Source organism: Polymorphospora sp. NPDC051019, from assembly GCF_040683055.1.
Taxonomy (GTDB): domain Bacteria; phylum Actinomycetota; class Actinomycetes; order Mycobacteriales; family Micromonosporaceae; genus Polymorphospora; species Polymorphospora lycopeni.
In genome coordinates this window covers 287,522-308,601 of sequence record NZ_JBFBCH010000001.1, presented here as the reverse complement: position 1 = coordinate 308,601, position 21,080 = coordinate 287,522, and the positions used below count along the sequence as shown (strand labels likewise).

Genomic DNA, 21,080 nt, shown 5'->3' with positions numbered 1-21,080 from the left:
GCGCCGTGGTCCTGCCGGCGGCCCGCACCCGCGACGAGGCGCACCTCTACCTCGACCTGCACCCGTGCGACCGGTGCCTGAGCGTCTCCACCACCTGGGACAGCACCCTGACCAGCGTGGACGGGATCCCCGCCCGGCGCTACGCCGGGGTCTGCGACGACTGCGGCACCGGGCGCGAATACCTCTTCGCGCTGCCGGAGCACGCCGCCGGCACCCGGCCCGGCACCGTCCACTTCGGTGGGTCGCAGCCGTCGGAGCTGCTCGACCCCGGAGAGTGGCTGCTGGTCGCCGACCTGACCGCCGAGGCCGCCGCGGCGGCGACCGACCCGGCCGAGGCCGCCGAGTCGACCGGTATCGCACTGGCCGCCATGGTCGAGATCCTCAAGTTCGTGCCGGCGGGCGCCGACGCCGTACCCGCCGACCTGTTCCGTACCGAGCGTGGCCGCACCGTCTACCGTCAGGAGCCGGGCCGGTTCCGGCGGCGCCGGCTGGAGATCGTCCGGGACGCCTACCGGGACGCGCTGGACCGGATCGGGCCCCGATGACGCCGATGCTGGCGCGCACCAACCACGAGGCGCACCTCTACATGGACCTGCGGCCGTGTGCCTGCGGGGCGACCGCGTTCGACCGGGCCAGCAGCGTCGTCCTGCTGCCCGACGGCGACCTCGGCAGCCGCTACGCCGGCACCTGCGCCTGCGGCCGCGAACGCGAGTTCCTGTTCCGGCTGCCCGCGCAGGTCGAGCCGCCGACGGCCGGGGCGCGCTACGGCGACGCCGGCCCGTCGCAACTGCTCGACGCCGGCGAGTGGCTGTGGGTCGCCGACCGTTACGCGCAAGCCGTACCCGCCGACCCGCACACCCTGCCGGCCACCGCCCGGGCGACGGCCCGGGCCCGGCTCGCCCAGGCGCTGGCCGCCGTCGACGAGGTGCTGAAGTTCGCCGGTACGGACCCGGCGGTGCCGCCGGAGGCGTTCTGGACCGGGCGGGGCCGGGCGGTCCGGGACCGGGAGCCGGGCCGGTTCACGGTCGCCCGGCTACGCGCCGTACACGACGCCTACGCCCGCGTGCTGCGGCAGATGGACGGCGCCGGCGGTCACTGACCGACGAGTGCCTGGCAGTGCGCGATCGTGCCGGTGTTCTCGGCGACCTTGCGCCCGTCGACGTGGATCGTGCAGGTCGTCCGCGGCGTGGCCGGCCGCCCCGGCCGGTTGCGCATGAACTCGCGCAGCTCCGGCTGGCCCATCACCTCGGCCACCCGCGCCGGCGGGCTCTCCACGACGACCCGGTGCCCCCAGGCCGGCAGCGAGACCCGTTCTTCGATCCGGTTGCCGTTGTCGCGGTAGTGGAACTCGATGCCCCAGAGCGCACCGTCGCCCTCCAGCGTGAGCGAGTAGTCGATGGTGTGCGTCACCTTCTCCTCCCGGACCAGCCCACAACCGCCGAGTAGCAGGACGACGGTGACAAGCGCTGCGGCACGGCGCATCGGCGACCTCCCCTGATCCACCTGCCCGGTAGCCTATGGCCTGGCCGCCCGGCACCCGGATCGCGGTCCGGACGGCGGCGGCCGTCGAGGTGGGTCGACAGGGGAGGGGCGGCATGGTCATCGCCGGCGCGCGGCACGCGTTCCAGGTCCGCCGCCCCGGTTCGTCGATGCTGCGGGTGCGCTACCGGGCCGGGGTGCCGGTCGACCCGTACGGCTTCCCCGACTGGCTGCCGTACGCCCGCGCCGTGGTGCGGCTGCCCGACGTACCGGACGGGGTGGGCCTCGACGAGGCACGCGTGCTCGGGGTGCTGACGGCGAACCTCGTGCTGGCCGGCACCGGCGACCCGCTCTGCCCGGCCGGGCCGACACCGGACGGACCGGTGGCCACGCCGGCCGGCTGGACCTGGGCCTTCCTGGCCCGGACCCGGCTGGTCGCGCTGGTGCCGGTCGAACTGCACGCGTCGTTCCGGCACCTGGGCGGGATCAGCACCCTGACCGCCCCGCGCCGCGGCCTGGGCGTGCCCGGCACCACCGGCGGCCCGCCGCGGATCGGCCGGTCGGCCCGGCTCGCCGACGACGCGCTCGCCGTCGTGCAGGAGCGCCTCGGGCACCCGCTGCCCGCCGACTACCGCGAGTTCCTCGCCGGCACCAACGGCGGCTGGCCGGTGCGGCCCGCCGTACACCCGGGGTTCGGGTTCGTCGTCGACCAGCCGATGTTGGGTGTGGCCCGGGCGGACTGGCTGCACGACCTGGTCTACGTCAACTCGCTCGACGCCGAACTCCTCCCCGGTCACCTCGCCATCGGCTACGTCCAGGGTGGACTGATCACGCTCCGGGTGGCGGACGGCTCGGTGTGGTATCTCGACGACGACGACCACCGGGACACCGACGGCGACCCCCCGGCCCGGCTGCTGCGGCGCTGCGCCGACGACTTCACCACCTTCTGGCAGGCGCTGCGGGAACCGCCGGCGACACTGACCGGTCGCGCCGAATCCGACATACGTGCCGGTGCGGCCGCCCCGCACCGGCTGCCCGGCACCGGGACGGCGTTGCCGCCCGCCCGCCGCGGTCCGCTGACCGGGGGGCCGGCCGCGTGACCGGATGGCAGCCCGCGAACGACAGCGAACGGGAGATGGCGCGGGCCCTCGCCGCCGACGACCGGGCCGGCTTCTTCCGGATCGTCGCCGAGACCACGCTCTACCTGCCGCAGAGCGCCACCGCCCGCGACGAACCCGGCGCGCAGACGTTCGTCACCGCCGACCTCTTCGGGCAGACCTTCCTGCCCGTCTTCACCTCGATGGAGGCGATGCTGCCGCAGGTGACCGGCATCGCCGACGCCTACACCGTCACCGACTACGCCGAACTGCGCGAGAAGTGGCCGTCGCCGGCGTGGCGGCTCGCCGTCAACCCGGGCACCCCACTCGACGCGTACGTCGCCGTCGAGACGGTCGAGGAGGCCGCCGCCGTCCGGGCGACCGTTCCCGACGCCGCCGAGGCGCTCCAGGGGGTGGCCGAGGAGGACGCGCTCGCCGAGATGGACGACGCCGACCGCGTTTCCGCCGAACGGCACCTGGACACCCCGGACGGCCTGCTCGCCGACTTCGGGGCGGCGACGGCCGGCACCCCCGGCCCGGCCCCGGACACCGACGCGCTGCTGCGGGCGGCCGCCGGGCGCGGCGACGCCGTCGCCTTCATCGCGGCGCTGCTCGACGCGATGGTGCACCTGCCGACCACCGGCCCGGTCGACGATCCGGCCCGCGTCGTCGACGCCGACTTCCCGTGGCGGGTGGTCGGTCACGACGGCGAGCCGGCGATCGAGGTCTTCACCTCCGAGCGGCTGATGACCGCGGCCCACCCGGCCCGGCCCCCCTACCTCACGGTGACGCTGGTGTCGCTGCTCACCGTCTGGCCGGAGGAGCACCTGCTGCTGGTCAACCCCGGCACCGACCTGTCGGTCACGGTGCCGGCCGACCAGGTGCCGGCGATGCTGCTCTTTCCCGACCAGGACCCGACGAGTTGACGGAGGATCCGCGTGTTTCGCGTACCCGGTGACCGGGCCGGCCGAGCCGGTCTGGTCGGCGTGCTGGCCGGCGCGGTCCTCGCCGGACCGGCCCTGGCCGCGCCGGCGGCCGCCGTGCCCCCGCCGGCCACCCTCCCGGCGCCGGCCGCTGTTCCGGTGCCGGCCGCTGTCCCGGTGCCGGCCGCTGTTCCGGTGCCGGCCGCTGTCCCGCCGCCCGCGCGGGCGCCGCAGAACTGCGCCGACCCCGGACAGGCCGTCACCGAGGTGCCCTGGGCACAGTTGACGCTCACCCCGGAACGGGTCTGGCCGTTCACGACCGGGGCCGGCACGACGGTCGCCGTACTGTCGTCCGGGGTCGACGCCGACCACCCGCAACTGCGCGGCCGGGTCGCCGCCGGCCTGGACGCGGTCGCCGGCAGCGGCCGCGCCGACGACGACTGCCTCGGCCTCGGCACCCAGGTCGCCGGGCTGATCGCCGCCCGGCAGACCGACTCGCAGGGCTTCGCCGGGCTCGCCCCGGGCGCCCGGATCCTGCCCGTACGCGTCGTCGACGACGCCGGCTTCGGCCGCCCCCAGGTCCGGGCCGCGGTGCTGGCCCGCGCCATCACCTGGGCCGTCGACCAGCGCGTCGCGGTGATCGCGGTCCCGATCCCGGTGTACGACGACGACCCTGCGGTCCGGGCCGCGGTGGCCCGTGCCGTAGCGGCCGGAATCGTGGTCGTCGCCGCCGCCGGTGACGAGGGCGGCACCAACGCGGCGAACCCGACCCCGTACCCGGCCGGCTACGAGGGCGTGCTCGGCGTCGGCGCGATCGGCCCCACCGGCGCCCGCTGGGACAACTCCCAGCACGGCCCGTACGTCGACCTCGTCGCTCCCGGTGACCAGATCCTGACCCTGCAGCGGGGCAGCGGGCTGACCGGCGCCAGCGGCACCGGACTCGCCACCGGCTTCGTGGCGGCGACGGCGGCGCTGGTCCGCAACAAGCGCGGCGCGCTCGACCCCGGGCAGATCGAGCGGCTGATCCTCGGCACCGCCGTACCGGCCCCCGGCGGCCCCGGGTTCGGCCACGGCATCGTCAACCCGTACGCCGCCGTCAACGACCAGTTGGCCGGCGGTGGCCCCGCCGCGCTGCCCGGCCTGACCCCGTCGGAGCCGGTGGTCGACGCCGCGTGGCTGCGCAGCCGAAACGTCGCCGTGCTCGGCGCGCTGGTCGCGGTGCTGCTCGTCGGGGCCGTGTGGGCCGGGGCGGTGGCGCTGCCGCGAGCCCGGCGCCGGTCCTGGCGGGCGGCGGTGGCCCCACCGACCCCGCGCGGCGGCGAGCCGGTCGAGCCCGGCCCGCCGCTGCAACTGTTCGACGGGGCGTCCGGCGGCCGGCGGTGACCCTTCACCGGCCGGACCCTCCCGCCCGGCATCCCGACGGACGATCACCGGAGCATCCCGCCACCGGGGATACTGTCCGCATGACCACCACCGCCGAGCGTCTTCCGGACGTTCTGCCCATCACCCCGCTGACGGCGCCACCGGTTGCCACCATGCGGCCGCCCGGCTCGAAGAGCATCACCAACCGGGCGTTGCTGTGCGCCGCCCTCGCGTCCGGCACGAGCACCCTGCACGGTGCGCTCTTCGCCGACGACACCCGGGCCATGATGGACGCCGTCACCGCGCTCGGCGCCACGGTCGTGTCCGACCAGGACTCGAACACGGTCACCGTCACCGGCACCGACCCGCGCGGGTCGACCGGAGCCGCCACGGTCGACGCCCGCCAGTCCGGCACCACCTCCAGGTTCGTCCTGCCGGCGGCGGCCCTGCGCCCCGGCCGCACCGTCGTCGACGGCACCGCCCAGTTGCGGGCCAGGCCGTTCGGGCCGGTGCTCCAGGCGCTGCGCGACGTCGGCGCCGCCGTCGAGGAACTCGATCACCCCGGGTTCCTGCCCGCGGCGGTGCGCGGGCCGGCCCGGGGCGGACCGGTCCGGGTGCCCGGCCACCTGTCGAGCCAGTTCCTGTCGGGCCTGCTGATGGCCGCACCGCTGATGGCCGACGGGCTGACCGTGGAACTGACCTCACCGCTGGTGTCGGTGCCGTACGTCGACATGACGATCGCGGTGATGGCGGCGTTCGGCGTCGAGGTGCGCGACCTCACCGTGCCGCCGGGCACCTACCGTCCGACCGAATACGTCGTGGAGCCGGACGCGAGCGCCGCCTCCTACTTCCTCGCCGCCGCGGCGATCACCGGTGGCCGGGTGACCGTGCGGGGGCTCGGGTCCGCGAGCCTGCAGGGCGACGTCGGGTTCGCCGACGTGCTGGAGCGGATGGGGGCACGGGTGGACCGTGGCGCGGACGAGTTGACCGTCACCGGTGGTGGCCCGCTGCACGGCATCGACGTGGACATGGCCGACATCTCGGATACCGCGCAGACCCTGGCCGCGGTCGCGGTCTTCGCCGACGCCCCCACCCGGGTGCGCGGGATCGGCTTCATCCGGGGCAAGGAGACCGACCGGATCGGCGCGGTCGTCACCGAGCTGCGCCGTGCCGGCATCGACGCCGTCGAGGACGACGACGGCTTCACGATCCGGCCGGGGACGCCCCGGCCGACCCGCTTCGCCACGTACGACGACCACCGGATGGCGATGAGCCTGTCGCTGGTCGGCCTGCGGGTGCCCGGGATCGAGATAGCCGACCCGGCGTGCGTCGGCAAGACGTACCCCGGCTTCTTCACGGACCTGAGCCGCCTGTCCTGACCGGACCGGCTGTTTCTGACCGCACGGGTGGTCCGGCCGTCAGCCGCCGGTGAGCGCGGGCCGGATCGCCGCCTGCGGATCCAGGGTCGGGCCCTGCGGGATGCGGCTGACCAGGGCCGCCGGCACCGCGACCGCCTCGGCCGCCGGATAGCCCAGCATCTGTAGCGCGGCGTCGCTGACCACCGGGTAGCGGATGCCGAGGTCGGTGATCACCTGGTAGCTCGCCGGCGAACCGAGCACCCGTACGACGGCGACCCGACCGGACGGCACCAGGATCCGGTCGGCCAGCCGGGACCCGTCCGGCGCCGCGCCGACGGTCGGGATCGAGGCCCGCACGCCGGGGAGTTCCCCACCCGTGGTCAGTGCCGGTACGCCGTCCGGCTCGCCGGTCACCGCGCACAACTGGTCGGCCCCCGGCGCCGACAGTTGCGGCGGTGCCGGCGGCGGCTGCACACCACCCGACGGGCGCCGCAGCTGGTCGCTCTGCGGCGCGGAGGTGGCCTCGGAGACGGCGATCGGCGCCGGCTCGCCGGCCGACTCGGCGTTGAGGATGGCCCGCTGCAACGCGGTGATCGGGGCGAGGCCGTCGCCGAGGACGAGGTAGTACTGCGGCCCGGCACCGGTCTGCGCGACCAGGATGTCACCGACCGTACGACCGGGCAGCGCGGCCGACGCCCGGCCCCGGTCGCGGACCTGCACCGGCGCGATGTCCGCGCCCGCCGGCAGCGCGTTGATCCAGGCGGTGCCGACCGGGGTCGCGGTGACCGACCCGAACAGGGCCGGGATGACCACCCGGGACGACTGGATCAGGTGCCGGTGCCCCTGCCAGACGAGGTAGTTCATGCCGAGTTCGGCGTCGCGGACGAGCAGTCCCTGCTCGCCGGTGCCGCGGCCGCCGGTCGGCGCGACACCGACCCCGACCACGACGGTGCTGACCGGCCGGCCGGCGTCGTTGGTGCCCGGTACGGCGCACACCGTCCACGGCAGGCCGATCCGCTGCTTGGCCACCGGCAGCGACTGGGGTGCGCCGACGATCCCGACGGTGATCCCGCGCGGCACCCCGGCCAGCGACGCGGCGGCGACCCGGGCGGCGGCCTGGCCGGGCCGGCCGGCGGCGAGCAGCGCGGAGGCGTAGTTGACGGTGGGGTGCAGTTGCCCGTCGAGGAAGACGAACGTGGCGCCGGTCTCGCGCTCGATGACGACCGAACCGTCGGTCTTCCACCGGTCGCCGCCGACCTTCGTGATCAGCCCGTAGATGCCGACCCCGGCGGCGATCAGCACCGCGACCATGACCCCGCCGAAGACGGCGCCGATGCCGCGCCGCAGCGGCGACTGGGCCGGGTCGGTCTCGCGCATCACGAAGGCGGAGATGACCCGCTGGGTCATGAACTGGTAGGAGTGCAGCTGGTCGCGGCGGGACGGCATCGCGGCGTCACCCGCCGATCGAGGCGAACAGGGCCCGGATGGCGCCGAACAGGCCGGTGACCGCGCAGGTCAGCGGGATCAGCGCCATGATGGCCAGCACGTCGGCGATGTCGGCGGCCCGTCCCACGTACGGGGTCGGCGACCGTCGGCTGTAGATCAGGCCGGCGGTCAGCGCGACGGCCGCGGCGGCGATCACCACACCCAGCAGCACGATCCGGGTGCCGGCCGACCCGGCACCGAGCAGGCCGCCGAACACCAGCGCGGCGAGGGCGGTCAGGCCGCCGACGATGAGCGGCACCCGCTGCTGCGGCAGCGGGAAGAGCCGGGCCCGTAGCAGCAACGCACCACCGGCGCAGACGGCGAGCAGGACGCCGGACACCGTCCCGTCGCGGGCGACCACGAGCGCCACCGCGCACGCGCTGGAGACGGCCGCGCCCAGCAGCATCCCGGTCAGCAACTCGGTCGACCGGGCCACCGTCGCGAAGACGTCGGAGCGGCGGGGGACCGGCCGGTCGGCGAGGATCTCCTCGGGCCGCCCCGGCAGCTCCGGCATCGGCATCCGGCCCATCCAGCTCGCCATCAGCGGATAGCTCGGCAGCAGCCCGATCGCCACGGTCAGCGCGACCGCCGCCGCCCCGGCGGCGGACAGCCCGACGAGGCAGAGCAGCCCGGCGAGGCCGCCGACCAGACCGGTCACGATGCCGGCCATGAAGAGCCGCTGTACGGCGGCGACCGCGGTGTAGCCGACGACGGCGGCGACCAGGAGCGCGGCACTGCCGAGCAGCACGCTCGGCGCACCGAGGGCGGCCAGCGCGGCACCGGACGGGGCGGCCAGCAGCGCGCCGCCGGCGAACGCGTACGGCAGGCCGGCCGCCGCGACGACCGCCCCGGCGGAGGCGTCGGAGAACGCCCGCGAGAGCAGGACGCCGACGACCGCGAGCAGGGCCGCGACACCGAGCGCCACGCCGCCGGCGAGCTGTCCGGCCGGGCCGGCGGTGAGCAGCCCGACCAGGCCGGCGCCGAGCGCCGCGGCGGCGACCGCCAGGCCGCAGCGGCGGGTGGCGAGGCCGCCCCAGGACCGCCCCGACCGCCGCGCGCCGCCGGCGATGATCTCGACGACGTCGTCGTACGCCATCTCCGGCCAGTCGTCGCGGCCGGGGGCCAGGTGCAGCACCTCGCCGTCGCGTACGCCCTGCACGGACAGGCTGCGGCCCGGCTCCAGGAGTGCGCCGGTGGCCCGCCGCAGCACCCAGCCACCCTGCTGCTCGCCGGTGTCACCGAGATCGTCGCCGGCATGCCGCAGCAGGTGCGGCATGAGTTCGGCGAGGAGCATGTTGTCGGGCAGGGCCACATCCATGCGCCGTTTCGGCGCCGCGACCGTCACCCTGGCCAGACTGAGGCCGCCGGGGGCCGTCACGCTGGTCACCTCCCCGTCACCCTGCGTCTTTGCCCGTCGCCCGGTCGTCGCCGGCCGGGCGGGCGGTCCCGCGCGGGATCGCGGACCGGACCCGCGGACGGTCAACCTAGCACCCGCCCGCTGCCGACGGTGCGGGTGCCGGTGCTGGTTAGGATGGCGCGGCTGGTTCGCGGTTGACTGGGGGGTCAGGGCAGGTGGCATCGACGATCGTCAAGCGTCCACCCCGCCGGCCGGCGCCGGCCCTGCCCAGCGGCGAGGTGCTCCTCGATCCACCACCGGAGATCCCGCCACCCGGCGGCAAGGCGTGGGGCCGGCTCCTGATGGTCCTGCCGATGGCGGCGGGCGCCGCGGCCATGGGCCTGATGATGGGCATGCAGCGCGGCGGCCCGATCACCTACGTCGTCGGTGCCCTCTACGGCGTCTCCATCCTCGGCATGATCGCGATGATGGCCACCCAGCAGAGCGGGCCGGGCAAGAAGGAGATGGTCGAGGCCCGCCGGCAGTACATGCGCCGGCTGTCGCAGTTGCGGGCCCAGGTCCGGGCCACGATCCGGGCCCAGCGGGAGGCCATCCACTACCGGCACCCCGACCCGGACAAGCTGTGGTCGACGGTCGGCAGCGGCCGGTTGTGGGAGCGCCGGCGCGGCGACGCGGACTTCGGCGTCGTCCGGATCGGCCTCGGGCCGCAGGAGGTCGCCACCCCGCTCGTCCCGCCGCAGACCCGCCCGGTCGACGAACTCGAACCGCTGTGCGCGATGGCGCTGCGCAAGTTCGTCTCCACCTACTCGGTGGTGCCCGACCTGCCGGTCGCCATCGCCGTACGCGACTTCTCCCACGTCTACCTGCGCGGATCCGACGCCGCCACCCGGGACCTGGTGCGGTCGCTGCTGGCCCAGATGGCGGCCTTCCACGCCCCCGACGACCTGCTGATCGGCCTGTGCGTGCCGGACGCCAACCGGGCCCAGTGGGAGTGGGCGAAGTGGCTGCCGCACGCCCAGCACCCGAGCAAGCTCGACGCCGTCGGCCCGGTACGTCTCTTCGCCACCGCGGTCACCGCGCTGGAGGCGATGCTCGACGACGTGCTGGCCAACCGGCCCCGGTTCGACCCCTCCACCGCCCGGCAGTCGCCGGGGCCGCACGTCGTCGTGCTCATCGACGGCGTACCGACCGCCGGCTCCGACCACCTGATGACCGAGGGCGGGGTCCAGGGCGTCACCATCCTCGACCTGTCCACGCCGCCACCCCGGCTGCTCGACGAGTCGTCGGTGGTCCTCGACATCGCCGACGACGGCACCGTCAGCGGCACCACCATGGACGGCAGCACCCAGGTCGGCCGCGCCGACGCGCTCGGCCCGGCCCAGGCCGAGGTGCTGGCCCGCGAACTCGCCCCGCTGCGGCTGTCGGTGTCGTCGTACGCCGACCAGCCGTCCGCCGTCGCCGACCTCGGCCTCGCCGACCTGCTCGGCATCGACGACCCGCAGGAGTTCGACCTGGCCCAGCTCTGGGCCAGCCGGCCCAACCGCGACCGGCTGCGGGTCCCGATCGGCGTCGGCGCCGACGGCCGGCCGATCGAACTCGACCTCAAGGAGTCCGCGCAGGACGGGATGGGGCCGCACGGGCTGCTGGTCGGCGCCACCGGCTCCGGCAAGAGCGAACTGCTGCGCACCCTGGTCCTGGCCCTCGCCGCGACGCACAGCTCGGAGATCCTCAACCTGGTGCTGGTCGACTTCAAGGGCGGCGCCACCTTCACCGCACTGGACCGGCTGCCGCACACCAGCGCCGTCATCACCAACCTCGCCGACGAGCTGTCGCTGGTCGACCGGATGCTCGGCGCGATCCAGGGCGAGCTGACCCGCCGCCAGGAACTGCTGCGCCGCGCCGGCAACTACGCCTCGCAGCGCGACTACGAACGCGCCCGCGCCGCCGGGGTCCCGCTGGCGCCGCTGCCCAGCCTGCTGATGATCGTCGACGAGTTCAGCGAGCTGCTGACCGCGCGCCCCGACTTCATCGACATGTTCGTCCAGATCGGCCGGGTCGGCCGGTCGCTCGGCGTCCACCTGCTGCTCGCCTCGCAGCGGCTGGAGGAGGGCCGGCTACGCGGCCTGGAGACCCACCTGTCCTACCGGCTCAGCCTGCGCACCTTCTCCTCCATGGAGAGCCGGGCCGTGCTCGGCGTCGCCGACGCGTACGAACTGCCGCGCTCGCCCGGTCACGGCTACCTCAAGGCCGGCACCGAGGGCCTGGTGCGGTTCAAGGCCGCGTACGTCTCCGGCGTCGTCCGCCGCGACGGGCAGCTTCCCGTCGTCGGCGGGCGCACCATCGACCCGGTACGCGAATACAGCACCCGGTTCCTCCCGCTGCCGCACGACGACCGGCCCGCCGACGCCCCCGCCGAGGTCGAGGAGACCGTCGTCGGCGACACCCTGCTCGACGTACTCGTGCGCCGGATGGAGGGGCAGGGCCCACCGGCGCACCAGGTGTGGCTGCCGCCGCTCGACGACTCGCCGACCCTCGACCAGTTGCTGCCGCAGATCTGGCCGACGCCGGACCGCGGTCTGAGCGTCGACGACCAGGCCCTGCACGGCGCCCTGCGGGGCATGGCCGGCCTCATCGACAAGCCGTTCGAGCAGCGCCGCGACCCGATGTGGCTCGACCTGGCCGGTGCCGCCGGCAACGTCATGGTGGTCGGCGCCCAGCAGAGCGGCAAGAGCAACCTGCTGCGTACGCTCGTGCTCAGCCTGGCCCTGACGCACACGCCGCGCGAGGCGCAGTTCTACTTCCTCGACTTCGGCGGCGGCACGTTCAGCGCGCTGGCCGACCTGCCGCACGCCGGCGGCCTCGCCACCCGCCGCGACGTCAACAAGGTCCGCCGTACGATCGCCGAACTCTACGGCCTGATGCAGGCCCGCGAGTCGCTGTTCGCCAGCCGGGGCGTCGAGGGCATCGCCGCCTACCGGCGGGCCAAGCGCGACGGTCACTTCACCGAGGACCCGTTCGGTGACCTCTTCCTGATCGTCGACGGCTGGCCCACCCTGCGCGGCGAATACGAGGACCTCGAACCGCTGGTCACCGAACTGGCCAACCGGGGCCTCGGGTACGGCGTCCACATCCTCGCCTCCAGCAACCGCTGGATGGACGTACGCGCCGCCGTCCGCGACATGTTCGGCACCAAGATCGAACTGCGGCTCGGCGACACCAACGACTCCCTGATCAACCGGCGGGCCGCCGTCAACGTCCCCGAGGGCCACGGCCACGGCCTCACCCCGGACGCGCTGCACTTCCTCACCGGCCTGCCCCGCATCGACGGCCAGCAGCGCGTCGACGACCTCGCCGACGCCGTCGCCGACCTGGTCAAGCGGGTCCGGGCCGGCTGGACCAGGGCCGGCGCGCCACCGGTGCGGCTGCTCCCCGACGAGCTGCGCCTCGACACCCTGCCCGCACCGCAGCGCGGCCGGATCCCGATCGGCATCGCCGAGATCGACCTCCAGCCGGTCTTCCTCGACTTCGACGCCGAGCCGCACGCGATCCTGTTCGGCGACATCGAGGCCGGCAAGAGCTCCTTCCTGCGCAGCCTCGGCCGCGGCATCGCCGCCAGCTATCAGCCGCACGAGGCACGGATCATGCTGGTCGACTTCCGGCGCAGCCTGCTCGGCGCCCTACCCGAGGAGAACATGCTCGGGTACGGCACCTCGCAGCAGGTCACCGCCGACCTGATCAAACAGGTGGCGACGGTGATGAAGGAGCGGCTGCCCGGCCCCGACGTCACCGCCGAACAGCTGCGCGACCGGAGCTGGTGGAAGGGGCCGGAACTCTACGTCCTCGTCGACGACTACGACCTGGTCGCCGGCGCCGCGGTCAACCCGCTCGCCCCGCTGATGGAGTTCCTGCCGCAGGCCCGCGACGTCGGCCTGCACGTCGTGCTGACAAGGCGCATCGGTGGCGCCAGCCGGGCCATGTTCGACCCGTTCATCGCCCGCATCCGCGAACTCGCCTCACCGGGCCTGATGATGTCCGGCCCGAAGGAGGAGGGGCCGCTGCTCGGCAACATGAAGCCGCAACTGCTCCCGCCCGGCCGGTCCTGGCTCTTCACGCGACGTGAGGGCGCCCGCCTGGTCCAGCTCGCCTGGACCGACCCCCCGAACTGAAACGGAGCGACCAGCGACCCGGGGGTCAGCCGTGGACGGTTGCCGGCCCGGTCAAGGTCTGCCCCGTGGGCCAGGTACGACCGCCGCGACAGCCGGCCGTGGCGACGCGCCGGGACCCGACGGCAGGTATTCCCCATGCACCCGGCGGAGGTAGGCGGTGGAGGCGTCGAGGACGAGTTCCTCACCACGCTGTTCGGAGCGCTCGCCGAAGTAGCGCCGCAGTTCGCCGCGGGCTACCTCGATCAGGGAACTGAACGGCTCGACGCCGAAGTCGGCGAGTGCGACCTCTGCCGTCCGTTCCCGGAAACCATCCCACCGCAGGTATGCGGTGAAGTCGAACCCTGGAGCCTGGATTCCGGCCCGGATCGCGTGGAGGGAGGCGCCGTTGCCGTCGCAGAGATGGAGCAGGCGGTTGCGTTGGTGCTGCTTCCACTCGATCACCACCAACGCCACGGGATCGTCGACGCCGTCGACCCGTAGAACCCGCTCATGCCGGCGGCTCTGGATACTGGCCGCGTCGAGGCGCTCGCCCCGCCACGAGATCTCCATCGGGTACTGCTCGAGAGCCAGGGCGAACGTCGTGGTGAGTTGGCCGGCCACGTCGTCGTGGCGCAACGTTTCCAACGCGGCGTCGGTCAACTGGTCGATCCGCACCAGGGTTCCGCACGGCCGGTGATCCGGACCTGCGTGAACGTTCATTCTCGGCCTGTGTCACCGAGATCCAGGTGACGACCTCGCCGAGACCGTACGACGCCCACCTGCCCTGTCCGGCCCGACCGTGTAGTTGCCGACCGCCGCTCGTGGTGACCGCGTGCGCCTTCCACGATCCGCCGAGGTGGCTGAAGTGGGCATCGGCCACCTGCCGGCTGATGCCGGTGCCGTCGTCGCGGATCTCGATCGCCCCGGCACCGCCGAGTTCGTTGAACACCACGTCGACCGTGATCCGGCCGGCATCGGCGTCGACGGCGTTCCACAGCAGCTCGTCCAGGCCACCCACCGGCCGTTTGATGAGCCGCTCAAGATGGTCTTGTTTGACTTCCACGATCAGCCGGGCCACCCGGACAGCTTCGGCGCGGAGTCGAGGTTGAGCACGGGGTCCGACACACTTTTGTGGGCCTCCATCAGCGGCCCGGCGGGCCGGTGAAGTGACGCTCGATCTCGGTCTGCGCCAGCCACAGGTAGCGGCTCGTGCCGTCGCCCATGACCGCCACCATGTCGTGCGCCATCACCTGGAGGAACTGCTCGCTGTGCGCCGCCAGCCGCAACGTCGACGCGGCCAGCGGCGCCTCCAGGCCGTCGAGGCGCTGCATCAGCACCAGCTGGCTGTCCTGGACGGTGGAGACCGCGGACTGGTCGAGGCGGCGTAGCACCGTCAGCCGGGTCTGCCAGGCGCCGAGAGGTGGGGCGGCGGCAGCGGCCGCCAGGCCGAGATCCTGGACCAGCAGGGCCGGCTGCTGCGGATTGCCCGCCGGCAGCTCCGGCTGGCCGCCGGGATGCACCTGCAGGCGGTCGTCGTGGCCGGTGACCCGCTCGCCGAAGCCGTACCAGGCCGCCGGGTCCGTGGTCACCACGACGACGCGGGCGCTGAGCGCGAGCGCGCGCAGCACCACGAGCTGGGCCGCCCAGGTGCCGCCGACCAGGGCGGTCCGGGTCGGCTCCGGGCGGAAGAACCGGACCGGCACCGGGATCCGGTTGCGGTCGACGCCGAGCACCAGGCCGGCCGTCGCGGTCGGGACCCTCAGCCGGGACAGGGCGGCCCGGGACACCGTGTGCGAGCCGATCCGCAGCCGGGCCAGGCGTCCGGCCGGCCCACGTCGGGGGTCGCCGGGCGGCGGCTGGCCGTAGACGGTGCCGGTCGTCGCCGGGGCCGGTGGCGCGGCGGCGGCGACCGCGGCGGCCCGGCCGGTGGCCCGGGTCACGGTGGCGGCCGCGACGGCCGCCTGGGCGGCGGCGGCCGGCGCGGCGACGGCGGCGGTTCCGGCGTCCGCCCCGGCCGGTGCGGCCACCTGCCGGTCCGTCGGCCCCACGGGTACCGGGTACGCCGCCGCGGCGTCGGGCTCCGCCGGCTGCCGTATCGCCGGCTCCGGGGCCGCCTGCACGGCAGCCTGGTACGGATGCCGTTCTTCGCGGGGGCCGGTCACCGGGCACCTCCACCGGTCGGGGCCGACGCGTACACCGCCGGGCCGTGTTCGCCGTCGAGCGGGAACAGGTCGGCGCCGGCCAGTTCCGCCGCCCGGGCGGCGGCCAGGCACACCGGGCCGAGTTCGGGGGGCGGCGCGGCCAGCCGGACCAGGCCGCGCAGGTCGACGCCGTCACCGTCACCTTCGGCGGCCAGCGTCAGCGCGGCACTGGTCAGCGCCGACGGCGTGGCGCCCACCGCGTCGAGCAGCGCCCCGATCTGGTCGGTCGCCGGCCACCGGCGGACCCAGAACGTGCGGTGTGCCAGCCGGCCGGAGTGCCAGCGCGACCATTCCTCACGCGGTTCGCCGCGGCCGTTGCCGGGGGCGGCCGCCCCGTCGAGGTCGCACGACTGCACCAGCGCGTCGAGCAGGCCGGCGTCGTCGAGCGGCTGGACGGTGAACCCGGCCCGGCGCAACGTCTTGGTCACCCGGTGCAGCAGCGCGGCGACCAGTTCGGGTACGTCGTCGAGCGCCGTACCGTGCTCGTCGACGACCGCCTCGGCGAGCGCCCACGCGTCGAGCCGTACGGTGATCCAGACCGCGCGGTGCGCCGGCACGACGGCCGACCCGAAACCGGTCAGCAGCTGCCGGTAGGACTGGCCGGCGTGCGAGGCGGGCGGGGTGTCCATGCCCGGTGCCGGCACGGTGAGGGTGACGACCTGGAGGACGGCACCCGGCTGCCCGGTCTCGGCCAGTGCCGCCACGAGCTGGTCGAGCGGCAGCGCGCCGTCCTTGCGCCGCCGGCCGGTGGACACCGCCGCGCAGGCGTACCAGCCGGCGTCGTCGCGGGCCACGCCGATGTCGGCGCTGTCGCCGACGGAGGCGTTCTGCACGGTCAGGCCGGGAGCGAGGTGGCGTAGCGCGGTGACCCTCGGGTCGCCGTGCGGGATCGGCCGGCCGCGCCGCCGGCGCCGCTGGGCCACGGACATCATCCAGCGTTCGAGCCACCAGCGGCCGCCCCGCCGGGCCAGGGTCGCCGCGACGACGGCGGCGCCGGCGACGCCGGTCGCCACGGCCGGCACCGCGCCCTGGGTGGCGGCGGCGAGCGTGCCGACGACGGCCGTCTCGATGAGCAGCAGTTGCAGCAGGTGGACGCGGCCGAGGTGGCTGGGGCGTCGGCGCGGGCGGGGCACCTCGGCCGGGCCGCTCGGCGCCGGTTCGCCCGGGGCGACCCGGGCGACGGCGCGGACGGACTGTGACGGTGCGGTCATGTCCGGCTGCAACCTCCACGTCGTCGGTCCGCCCCGGGGGCGGAGGGCGCGGCCCCCATCATAGGAACCGGTCCACCCGTGCATTCCGGACCCTTCGCGCCATGATCGTCGGGCGGGCGCCGGGGCGCCGGGCCGCACGTCGACCGGCCGCCACCTGACGATCACCCGCCGCCCGCCGCGGTCACCGTACCCGGAAGCCCAGCCGGTCCCCGCGCGCCGCCTCCCGCCGGTACGTCGCCAGCGCCCGCTGATCCCGGTCGATCACCCAGTCGCCCGAGCCCTTCTGGTTGAAGTAGACGAACCCGAGCAGCTTGGGTTCGGTGCGTACGGCCTCGAACAGTTCGCGTACGGACCGTTCCCGCATCGCGCCGGGCTCGGAGCCGGTCTCGACGACGAGGAACGGCCGGTCGGTGAACTCCTCGACCTCGCGCATCGTCGGTCCGAACAGGCCCTCGAAGGTCTTGGCGCCGGAGTGCGTGAAGTAGCCGTCGATGCCGATCCAGTCGACGTAGGCGTCGCCGGGGTAGAGGGGTTCCAGCGGCACCGTCGGCACCGGGTTGACGACGTTCGGGGTCCAGGTCCAGATGACGTTCGTGGCGCCGGCCTCGGCGTAGAGGGCGTGGATGTGCCGCCAGGCGGCGACGAAGTCGGCGGGGTCGTTGGTGTCGGCGCCCCACGGGTACCAGTGCCCGTTCATCTCGTGGGCGATGGTGAGCGCGATCGGGAGATTCACCCGGCGCACCTCGGCGGCGAACCGCCGGATGTACGGGTCGTGCCGGCCGGCGGCGATGTCGGCGAGTTTCGCCTTGTACGGCTCCCAGCGCAGGATCGGCAGCGCCCCGTACTGGAAGATCTTGCGGATCTCGGCGGCGGCGAACTCGTCGTCGAAGCTCTCGTAGATCGTGATCATGTTGGGTCGGTGGCCGGTCAGGTCGGCGAACCCGTCCACCTTGCCCATGTCCCGGGGCGCGCCGGCGAGGGCGACGCCGAGGTACCGACCGGGTGGTTCGCGCAGGTGGCTGACGTCGTACGCCGGTGCCGCCCCGACCGCGGCGGTCGGTGCCGCCCCGGTGGACGCGGCCGGCGGCGGCCCGGGGGTGTCGGGGGCGACCGCGGCGTAGCCGAAGACCAGGGCCACGAAGAGGACCATGGTGACGAACAGGTGGCGCGACCTCACCGCGAACCGCCCGCCGGCAGGTCCTTCGCCGGGTCGACCAGCAGCGCCTGCATCGCGATCGTCAGGAAGAACACCCCGCCCAGGAAGGCCGGTGCGAACGCCGCCAGGTCCGTGTGGACCATCTGGTACGCCGCGGCCAGCGTCCACACGATTCCGCTGCCCGCCGTCCACACCGCCATACCGGTCCACAGCCGTCCCGTCCTGTTCTTGCGTGCCGTACCACCGGTCGGCTGCCAGCCCATGCTCTGCCCGCGCAGCAGGTCCCAGACCGCGAACGCGTGCGACCAGCCGTAGATCATCTTGGTGGTCCAGGCCTCGAAGCCGTACGCGCAGCGGTGCCAGGACGGGAAGACGACGACGTTGTAGACCAGGCTGGGTGCGATCAGCAGGTAGTTCGAAAGCTTCACGTACTGCGGGAACACCAGCAGCATCAGGATCGGGATCAGCGGGCCGACGAAGGTGAACAGCGCCGTGTGCAGGTAGTAGAAGAAGCCGGACAGGTACGACAGGCGCTGGCGTACCGGCATCCGGGTGTTCCAGAACTTCGTCGACCCGAGCAGGCTCATCGACCCGGCGCACCACCGGTACTGCTGGGTGAAGAACGAGTTGACGTCGGCCGGGCACAGCCCGGTCGCCAGCGGCACCGGCACGTACCGCAGCCGCCAGCCCCGGCGGCGCATGTCGAACCCGGTGTGCACGTCCTCGGAGTGCTCGATCAGCGTCGACCCGCCGATCGCGTCCAGCGCCGTACGCCGGTACACCGCGCAACTGCCGACGCAGATCGCCGCCTCGTGGTGCTGCCTAGACACCTGCACCGACCGGTAGAACAGTTCCTGCACCGCGCCGGCGCCGCGCTCCAGCCAGCCCTGGTCCTGGTGCACCCGGAAATACTGCGGCGACTGCACGATGCCCACGTCCGGGTACGCGTCGAAGTACGGCATCAGTTCGTCGAGCAGGTCGTGACGCGGGGTGAAGTCGGCGTCGAGCACGAGGATGAAGTCACCCATGGTGCGCTGGTACGCGTACCGCATGTTGCCGGCCTTCTTGTACCACCCCCGGTTGGGCCGGCGCTGGTAGACGAAGCCGAAGCCGAGCGCCATCGCCTCGCGTTCGGCGGTGGCCGAGTCGTCGAGCACGTAGACGTGGACCGGCCCGGGATAGTGCCGGGCCATCGCGGCCACGTGCTCCCACGTGTTGCGCAGTACGTCGATCGCCTCGCCGCACACCGGCAGGAACACGTCGACCGGCGGATGCTCGTCCGGCGCCCACGACGCCACCAGCCGGCGGTGCCGGTCCAGGTCGAAGTCGGGGGTGAACAGGTTGACGCACAGCGAGACGAGGTAGTACGCGATGGTGAACGCCATCAGCGGCAGGAGCAGCAGCAGCCACGGCGACATCCGTACGAACAGCACCTGGCTCACGGTCAGCGCGGTGAAGCTGACCGCCGAGGCGACCATGAGGTACGGCAGCCGCCGGTGGCGGTAGGCGGCCTTCTCCCGTCGGGAGGGCGGCTGCGGCAGCGCCGGGTCGACCGGCACCACCGGCGGTGTGGTCCGTCGCCGCCGGGCCGGCGGCGGGGTGGCCGGGGCCGGCGTCGCCAGCCGGTCGTGCAGAGCCGTCACCGCGGTTTGCTCACGTACAGGACGATGGTGAACGCGCGCACCCGCCAGGTCTGCATCACCACGTAGCCGGACTCCAGCACGCCCGTCTTCCCGGCACCGAGCCCGGCCAGCGGGTCGTCCCGGTTGCCCTTGCGGACCAGCCAGATCCGGTCCGGCTGGCCGAGACAGTCGGCCACCTCGCCCGCCGCGCACTCCCGCGCGCCGACGCTGCCGCCGGTACGCGGCCGGGTGCGGGCCAGCCGGTCCTGCGGCGCGATCCCCGGTGGTACGTACCGCAGCACGGCGTCGCGGGCGAGCCGCTGGTCGCCTCCCTCGGTCGGGCCGTAGACGACGGTGTCGCCGGGGGCGGCGTGCGCCCGCATCACCGCGGCGATGTCCCGGGTGCCCTGCCCGTGCCCGGTCGGGGTGCGGATGTCGAGGTGGCCGGGCAGCCCGAGGAGGCCGATCGCGAGCACCACGCCGACGCCACGGGCGATCGTGGTGCGCCGTACCGCCAGCGAGGCCAGCAGCACCCAGGCCGGCAGGGTGAAGAGCAGGTAGCGGGGCAGCCAGGTCGGGACGACCAGGCTGACGGCGAGCAGGCCGGCGGTCGGCAGCAGGGCCCAGGCGGTCGCCACCGCCGCCCGGCCCCGCATCGACATCGCCAGGAACGCGCACGCCAGCAGTGCCCCGCCGATGAGGAGGTCGCCGAAGAGCACGGCCGGGGCCTCGGCGACCCGGGCCAGGCTCACCGGCGGAATCCAGTCGCCGTCGCCGCCGGCCTGTCGCCTCGCGAAGTGGACGACCGGTCCGACGAGGACGACGGCGAGCACCGCGGTCAGCGCCCAGCCGGCCACCGTACGGCCGTCCGGCCGCAGCCGCCAGGCGATCACCGCGTGTGCGAGCAGCAGGAGCAGACCGAGCACGTGCCCGAGGCCGAGCAGCACCAGCGCGGCGAGGTAGCCGAGGTAGCGGCCGATCCGGGGCCGGTCGAGCAGGCGGACCAGCAGCAGCGTCGCCAGTGCCGCGGCGAGGACGGTGAACGCGTCGGGGCGGGCCTCCTGGGCGTAGCGGGAGGTGGTCGGCAGGACCGCGAAGAGCAGCCCGGCGGCCAGCCCGACCCGCAGCCCGCCCAGCCGGACCCCGAGTGCCGCCACCAGTCCGGTCGCGCCCACCATCGCCAGCGCCGACGGCAGCCGCAGCATGGCGTCGGAGGTGCCCGCCAGGTCGGTCCAGACGCGCAGCAGAAGGTAGTAGGGCGCCACCCCGGCGTCGGTGCCGGCGAGCACCGACCGGAAGTCGGGCCACGACGCGGTCACCATGCCCCACGTCTGGAGTTCGTCCTCCCACAGCCCGGGCGTGCCGATCCCGATCAGGGAGAGTACGGCCACGACCACCATCGGCGCGGCCCACGCGACGACCCTCAGCCACGGCGCGTCGAGCGGCTCGGGTGGTGGCGGGCCGTCGTCGCGGCCGGGGCGCCACGGCTGTGCGGGCGGTTCGGAGCGTACGGGAGCGGTCTGGCGGGGGATGAACGCGGTCAGATCATTGCTTTTGACAGGCATCTTCTCGAGCGATGACGTGGCCGCGGAGGACGACGCCGTGGTTGACGGGCGGACTGTCGAATCTTCGACAGGCTAGTAGTAGTGCTTTGTTAGGTTCTGGTGTGTCGTTGCGTGACTCT

17 protein-coding genes are annotated in these 21,080 nt (G+C 74.3%); 8 read left to right on the top strand and 9 right to left on the bottom strand.

Annotated features, from left to right (window positions below; all coding sequences use genetic code 11):
* Nucleotides 1–5 precede the first annotated feature (5 nt).
* Complete coding sequence (locus tag AB0M79_RS01355; protein WP_364206634.1) at nucleotides 6–545, top strand: hypothetical protein; 540 nt, start codon at nucleotides 6–8, stop codon at nucleotides 543–545.
* Nucleotides 542–1,099 carry a hypothetical protein gene (locus AB0M79_RS01350; RefSeq protein WP_364206632.1) on the top strand — a complete coding sequence of 186 codons (558 nt, stop codon included), beginning with the start codon at nucleotides 542–544 and terminating at the stop codon, nucleotides 1,097–1,099. The genes AB0M79_RS01355 and AB0M79_RS01350 overlap by 4 nt, the downstream gene beginning before the upstream one ends.
* Here AB0M79_RS01350 and AB0M79_RS01345 read toward each other — a convergent pair.
* Nucleotides 1,093–1,482, bottom strand: coding sequence for a hypothetical protein (locus AB0M79_RS01345; RefSeq protein WP_364206630.1), 390 nt, complete (start codon nucleotides 1,480–1,482; stop codon nucleotides 1,093–1,095). The two genes, AB0M79_RS01350 and AB0M79_RS01345, sit on opposite strands and share 7 nt — an antisense overlap.
* Nucleotides 1,483–1,595: 113 nt before the next feature.
* Between AB0M79_RS01345 and AB0M79_RS01340 the strand changes: the two genes are divergently transcribed.
* The 4 genes from AB0M79_RS01340 (at nucleotide 1,596) to aroA (ending at nucleotide 6,240) form a co-directional block, all read left to right on the top strand.
* Nucleotides 1,596–2,579: an SMI1/KNR4 family protein gene (locus tag AB0M79_RS01340; protein ID WP_364206628.1), complete on the top strand. Its 984-nt coding sequence runs from the start codon at nucleotides 1,596–1,598 to the stop codon at nucleotides 2,577–2,579.
* Nucleotides 2,576–3,502 (top strand): SseB family protein, encoded by a 927-nt coding sequence (locus AB0M79_RS01335; RefSeq protein ID WP_364206626.1) that lies wholly within the window; start codon nucleotides 2,576–2,578, stop codon nucleotides 3,500–3,502. The genes AB0M79_RS01340 and AB0M79_RS01335 overlap by 4 nt, the downstream gene beginning before the upstream one ends.
* A gap of 12 nt (nucleotides 3,503–3,514) precedes the next feature.
* On the top strand, nucleotides 3,515–4,882 hold the full coding sequence (locus AB0M79_RS01330; RefSeq protein WP_364206624.1) for a S8 family serine peptidase: 1,368 nt from the start codon (nucleotides 3,515–3,517) through the stop codon (nucleotides 4,880–4,882).
* An 80-nt stretch (nucleotides 4,883–4,962) separates the two neighbouring features.
* Nucleotides 4,963–6,240 carry a 3-phosphoshikimate 1-carboxyvinyltransferase gene (gene aroA / locus AB0M79_RS01325; RefSeq protein ID WP_364206622.1) on the top strand — a complete coding sequence of 426 codons (1,278 nt, stop codon included), beginning with the start codon at nucleotides 4,963–4,965 and terminating at the stop codon, nucleotides 6,238–6,240.
* Between the two features lie 39 nt (nucleotides 6,241–6,279).
* Here the strand turns inward: aroA and eccB are convergent, their stop codons facing one another.
* Both eccB and eccD read right to left on the bottom strand, forming a co-directional pair.
* Nucleotides 6,280–7,665, bottom strand: coding sequence for a type VII secretion protein EccB (gene eccB, locus AB0M79_RS01320; RefSeq protein WP_364206620.1), 1,386 nt, complete (start codon nucleotides 7,663–7,665; stop codon nucleotides 6,280–6,282).
* Between the two features lie 7 nt (nucleotides 7,666–7,672).
* Nucleotides 7,673–9,091 carry a type VII secretion integral membrane protein EccD gene (gene eccD, locus AB0M79_RS01315; RefSeq protein ID WP_364206618.1) on the bottom strand — a complete coding sequence of 473 codons (1,419 nt, stop codon included), beginning with the start codon at nucleotides 9,089–9,091 and terminating at the stop codon, nucleotides 7,673–7,675.
* A 185-nt stretch (nucleotides 9,092–9,276) separates the two neighbouring features.
* Between eccD and eccCa the strand changes: the two genes are divergently transcribed.
* Complete coding sequence (gene eccCa / locus AB0M79_RS01310) at nucleotides 9,277–13,227, top strand: type VII secretion protein EccCa (protein WP_364206616.1); 3,951 nt, start codon at nucleotides 9,277–9,279, stop codon at nucleotides 13,225–13,227.
* Between the two features lie 487 nt (nucleotides 13,228–13,714).
* On the opposite strand, the gene AB0M79_RS01305 is transcribed toward eccCa, so the two are convergent.
* The gene (locus tag AB0M79_RS01305; protein WP_364207590.1) at nucleotides 13,715–14,155 is read right to left on the bottom strand and encodes an ATP-binding protein; all 441 of its coding nucleotides are present in this window, start codon (nucleotides 14,153–14,155) and stop codon (nucleotides 13,715–13,717) included.
* Between AB0M79_RS01305 and AB0M79_RS01300 the strand changes: the two genes are divergently transcribed.
* Nucleotides 14,063–14,371, top strand: a complete 309-nt coding sequence (locus AB0M79_RS01300; RefSeq protein WP_364207639.1) for a hypothetical protein — start codon at nucleotides 14,063–14,065, stop codon at nucleotides 14,369–14,371. The genes AB0M79_RS01305 and AB0M79_RS01300 overlap by 93 nt on opposite strands.
* On the opposite strand, the gene AB0M79_RS01295 is transcribed toward AB0M79_RS01300, so the two are convergent.
* From AB0M79_RS01295 to AB0M79_RS01275, 5 genes are all read right to left on the bottom strand, one after another.
* Nucleotides 14,349–15,368, bottom strand: a complete 1,020-nt coding sequence (locus AB0M79_RS01295) for a hypothetical protein (protein WP_364206614.1) — start codon at nucleotides 15,366–15,368, stop codon at nucleotides 14,349–14,351. The genes AB0M79_RS01300 and AB0M79_RS01295 overlap by 23 nt on opposite strands.
* Nucleotides 15,365–16,618, bottom strand: coding sequence for a type VII secretion protein EccE (locus tag AB0M79_RS01290; protein WP_364206612.1), 1,254 nt, complete (start codon nucleotides 16,616–16,618; stop codon nucleotides 15,365–15,367). Before AB0M79_RS01290 ends, AB0M79_RS01295 begins: the two co-directional genes overlap by 4 nt.
* 181 nt (nucleotides 16,619–16,799) lie before the next feature.
* Entirely contained in the window at nucleotides 16,800–17,795 is a 996-nt protein-coding gene (locus tag AB0M79_RS01285; RefSeq protein ID WP_364206610.1) for a glycosyl hydrolase, read from the bottom strand.
* Nucleotides 17,792–19,417, bottom strand: coding sequence for a glycosyltransferase family 2 protein (locus AB0M79_RS01280; RefSeq protein WP_364206608.1), 1,626 nt, complete (start codon nucleotides 19,415–19,417; stop codon nucleotides 17,792–17,794). Before AB0M79_RS01280 ends, AB0M79_RS01285 begins: the two co-directional genes overlap by 4 nt.
* Complete coding sequence (locus tag AB0M79_RS01275; protein WP_364206606.1) at nucleotides 19,414–20,961, bottom strand: glycosyltransferase family 39 protein; 1,548 nt, start codon at nucleotides 20,959–20,961, stop codon at nucleotides 19,414–19,416. Before AB0M79_RS01275 ends, AB0M79_RS01280 begins: the two co-directional genes overlap by 4 nt.
* Nucleotides 20,962–21,080: the final 119 nt, after the last annotated feature.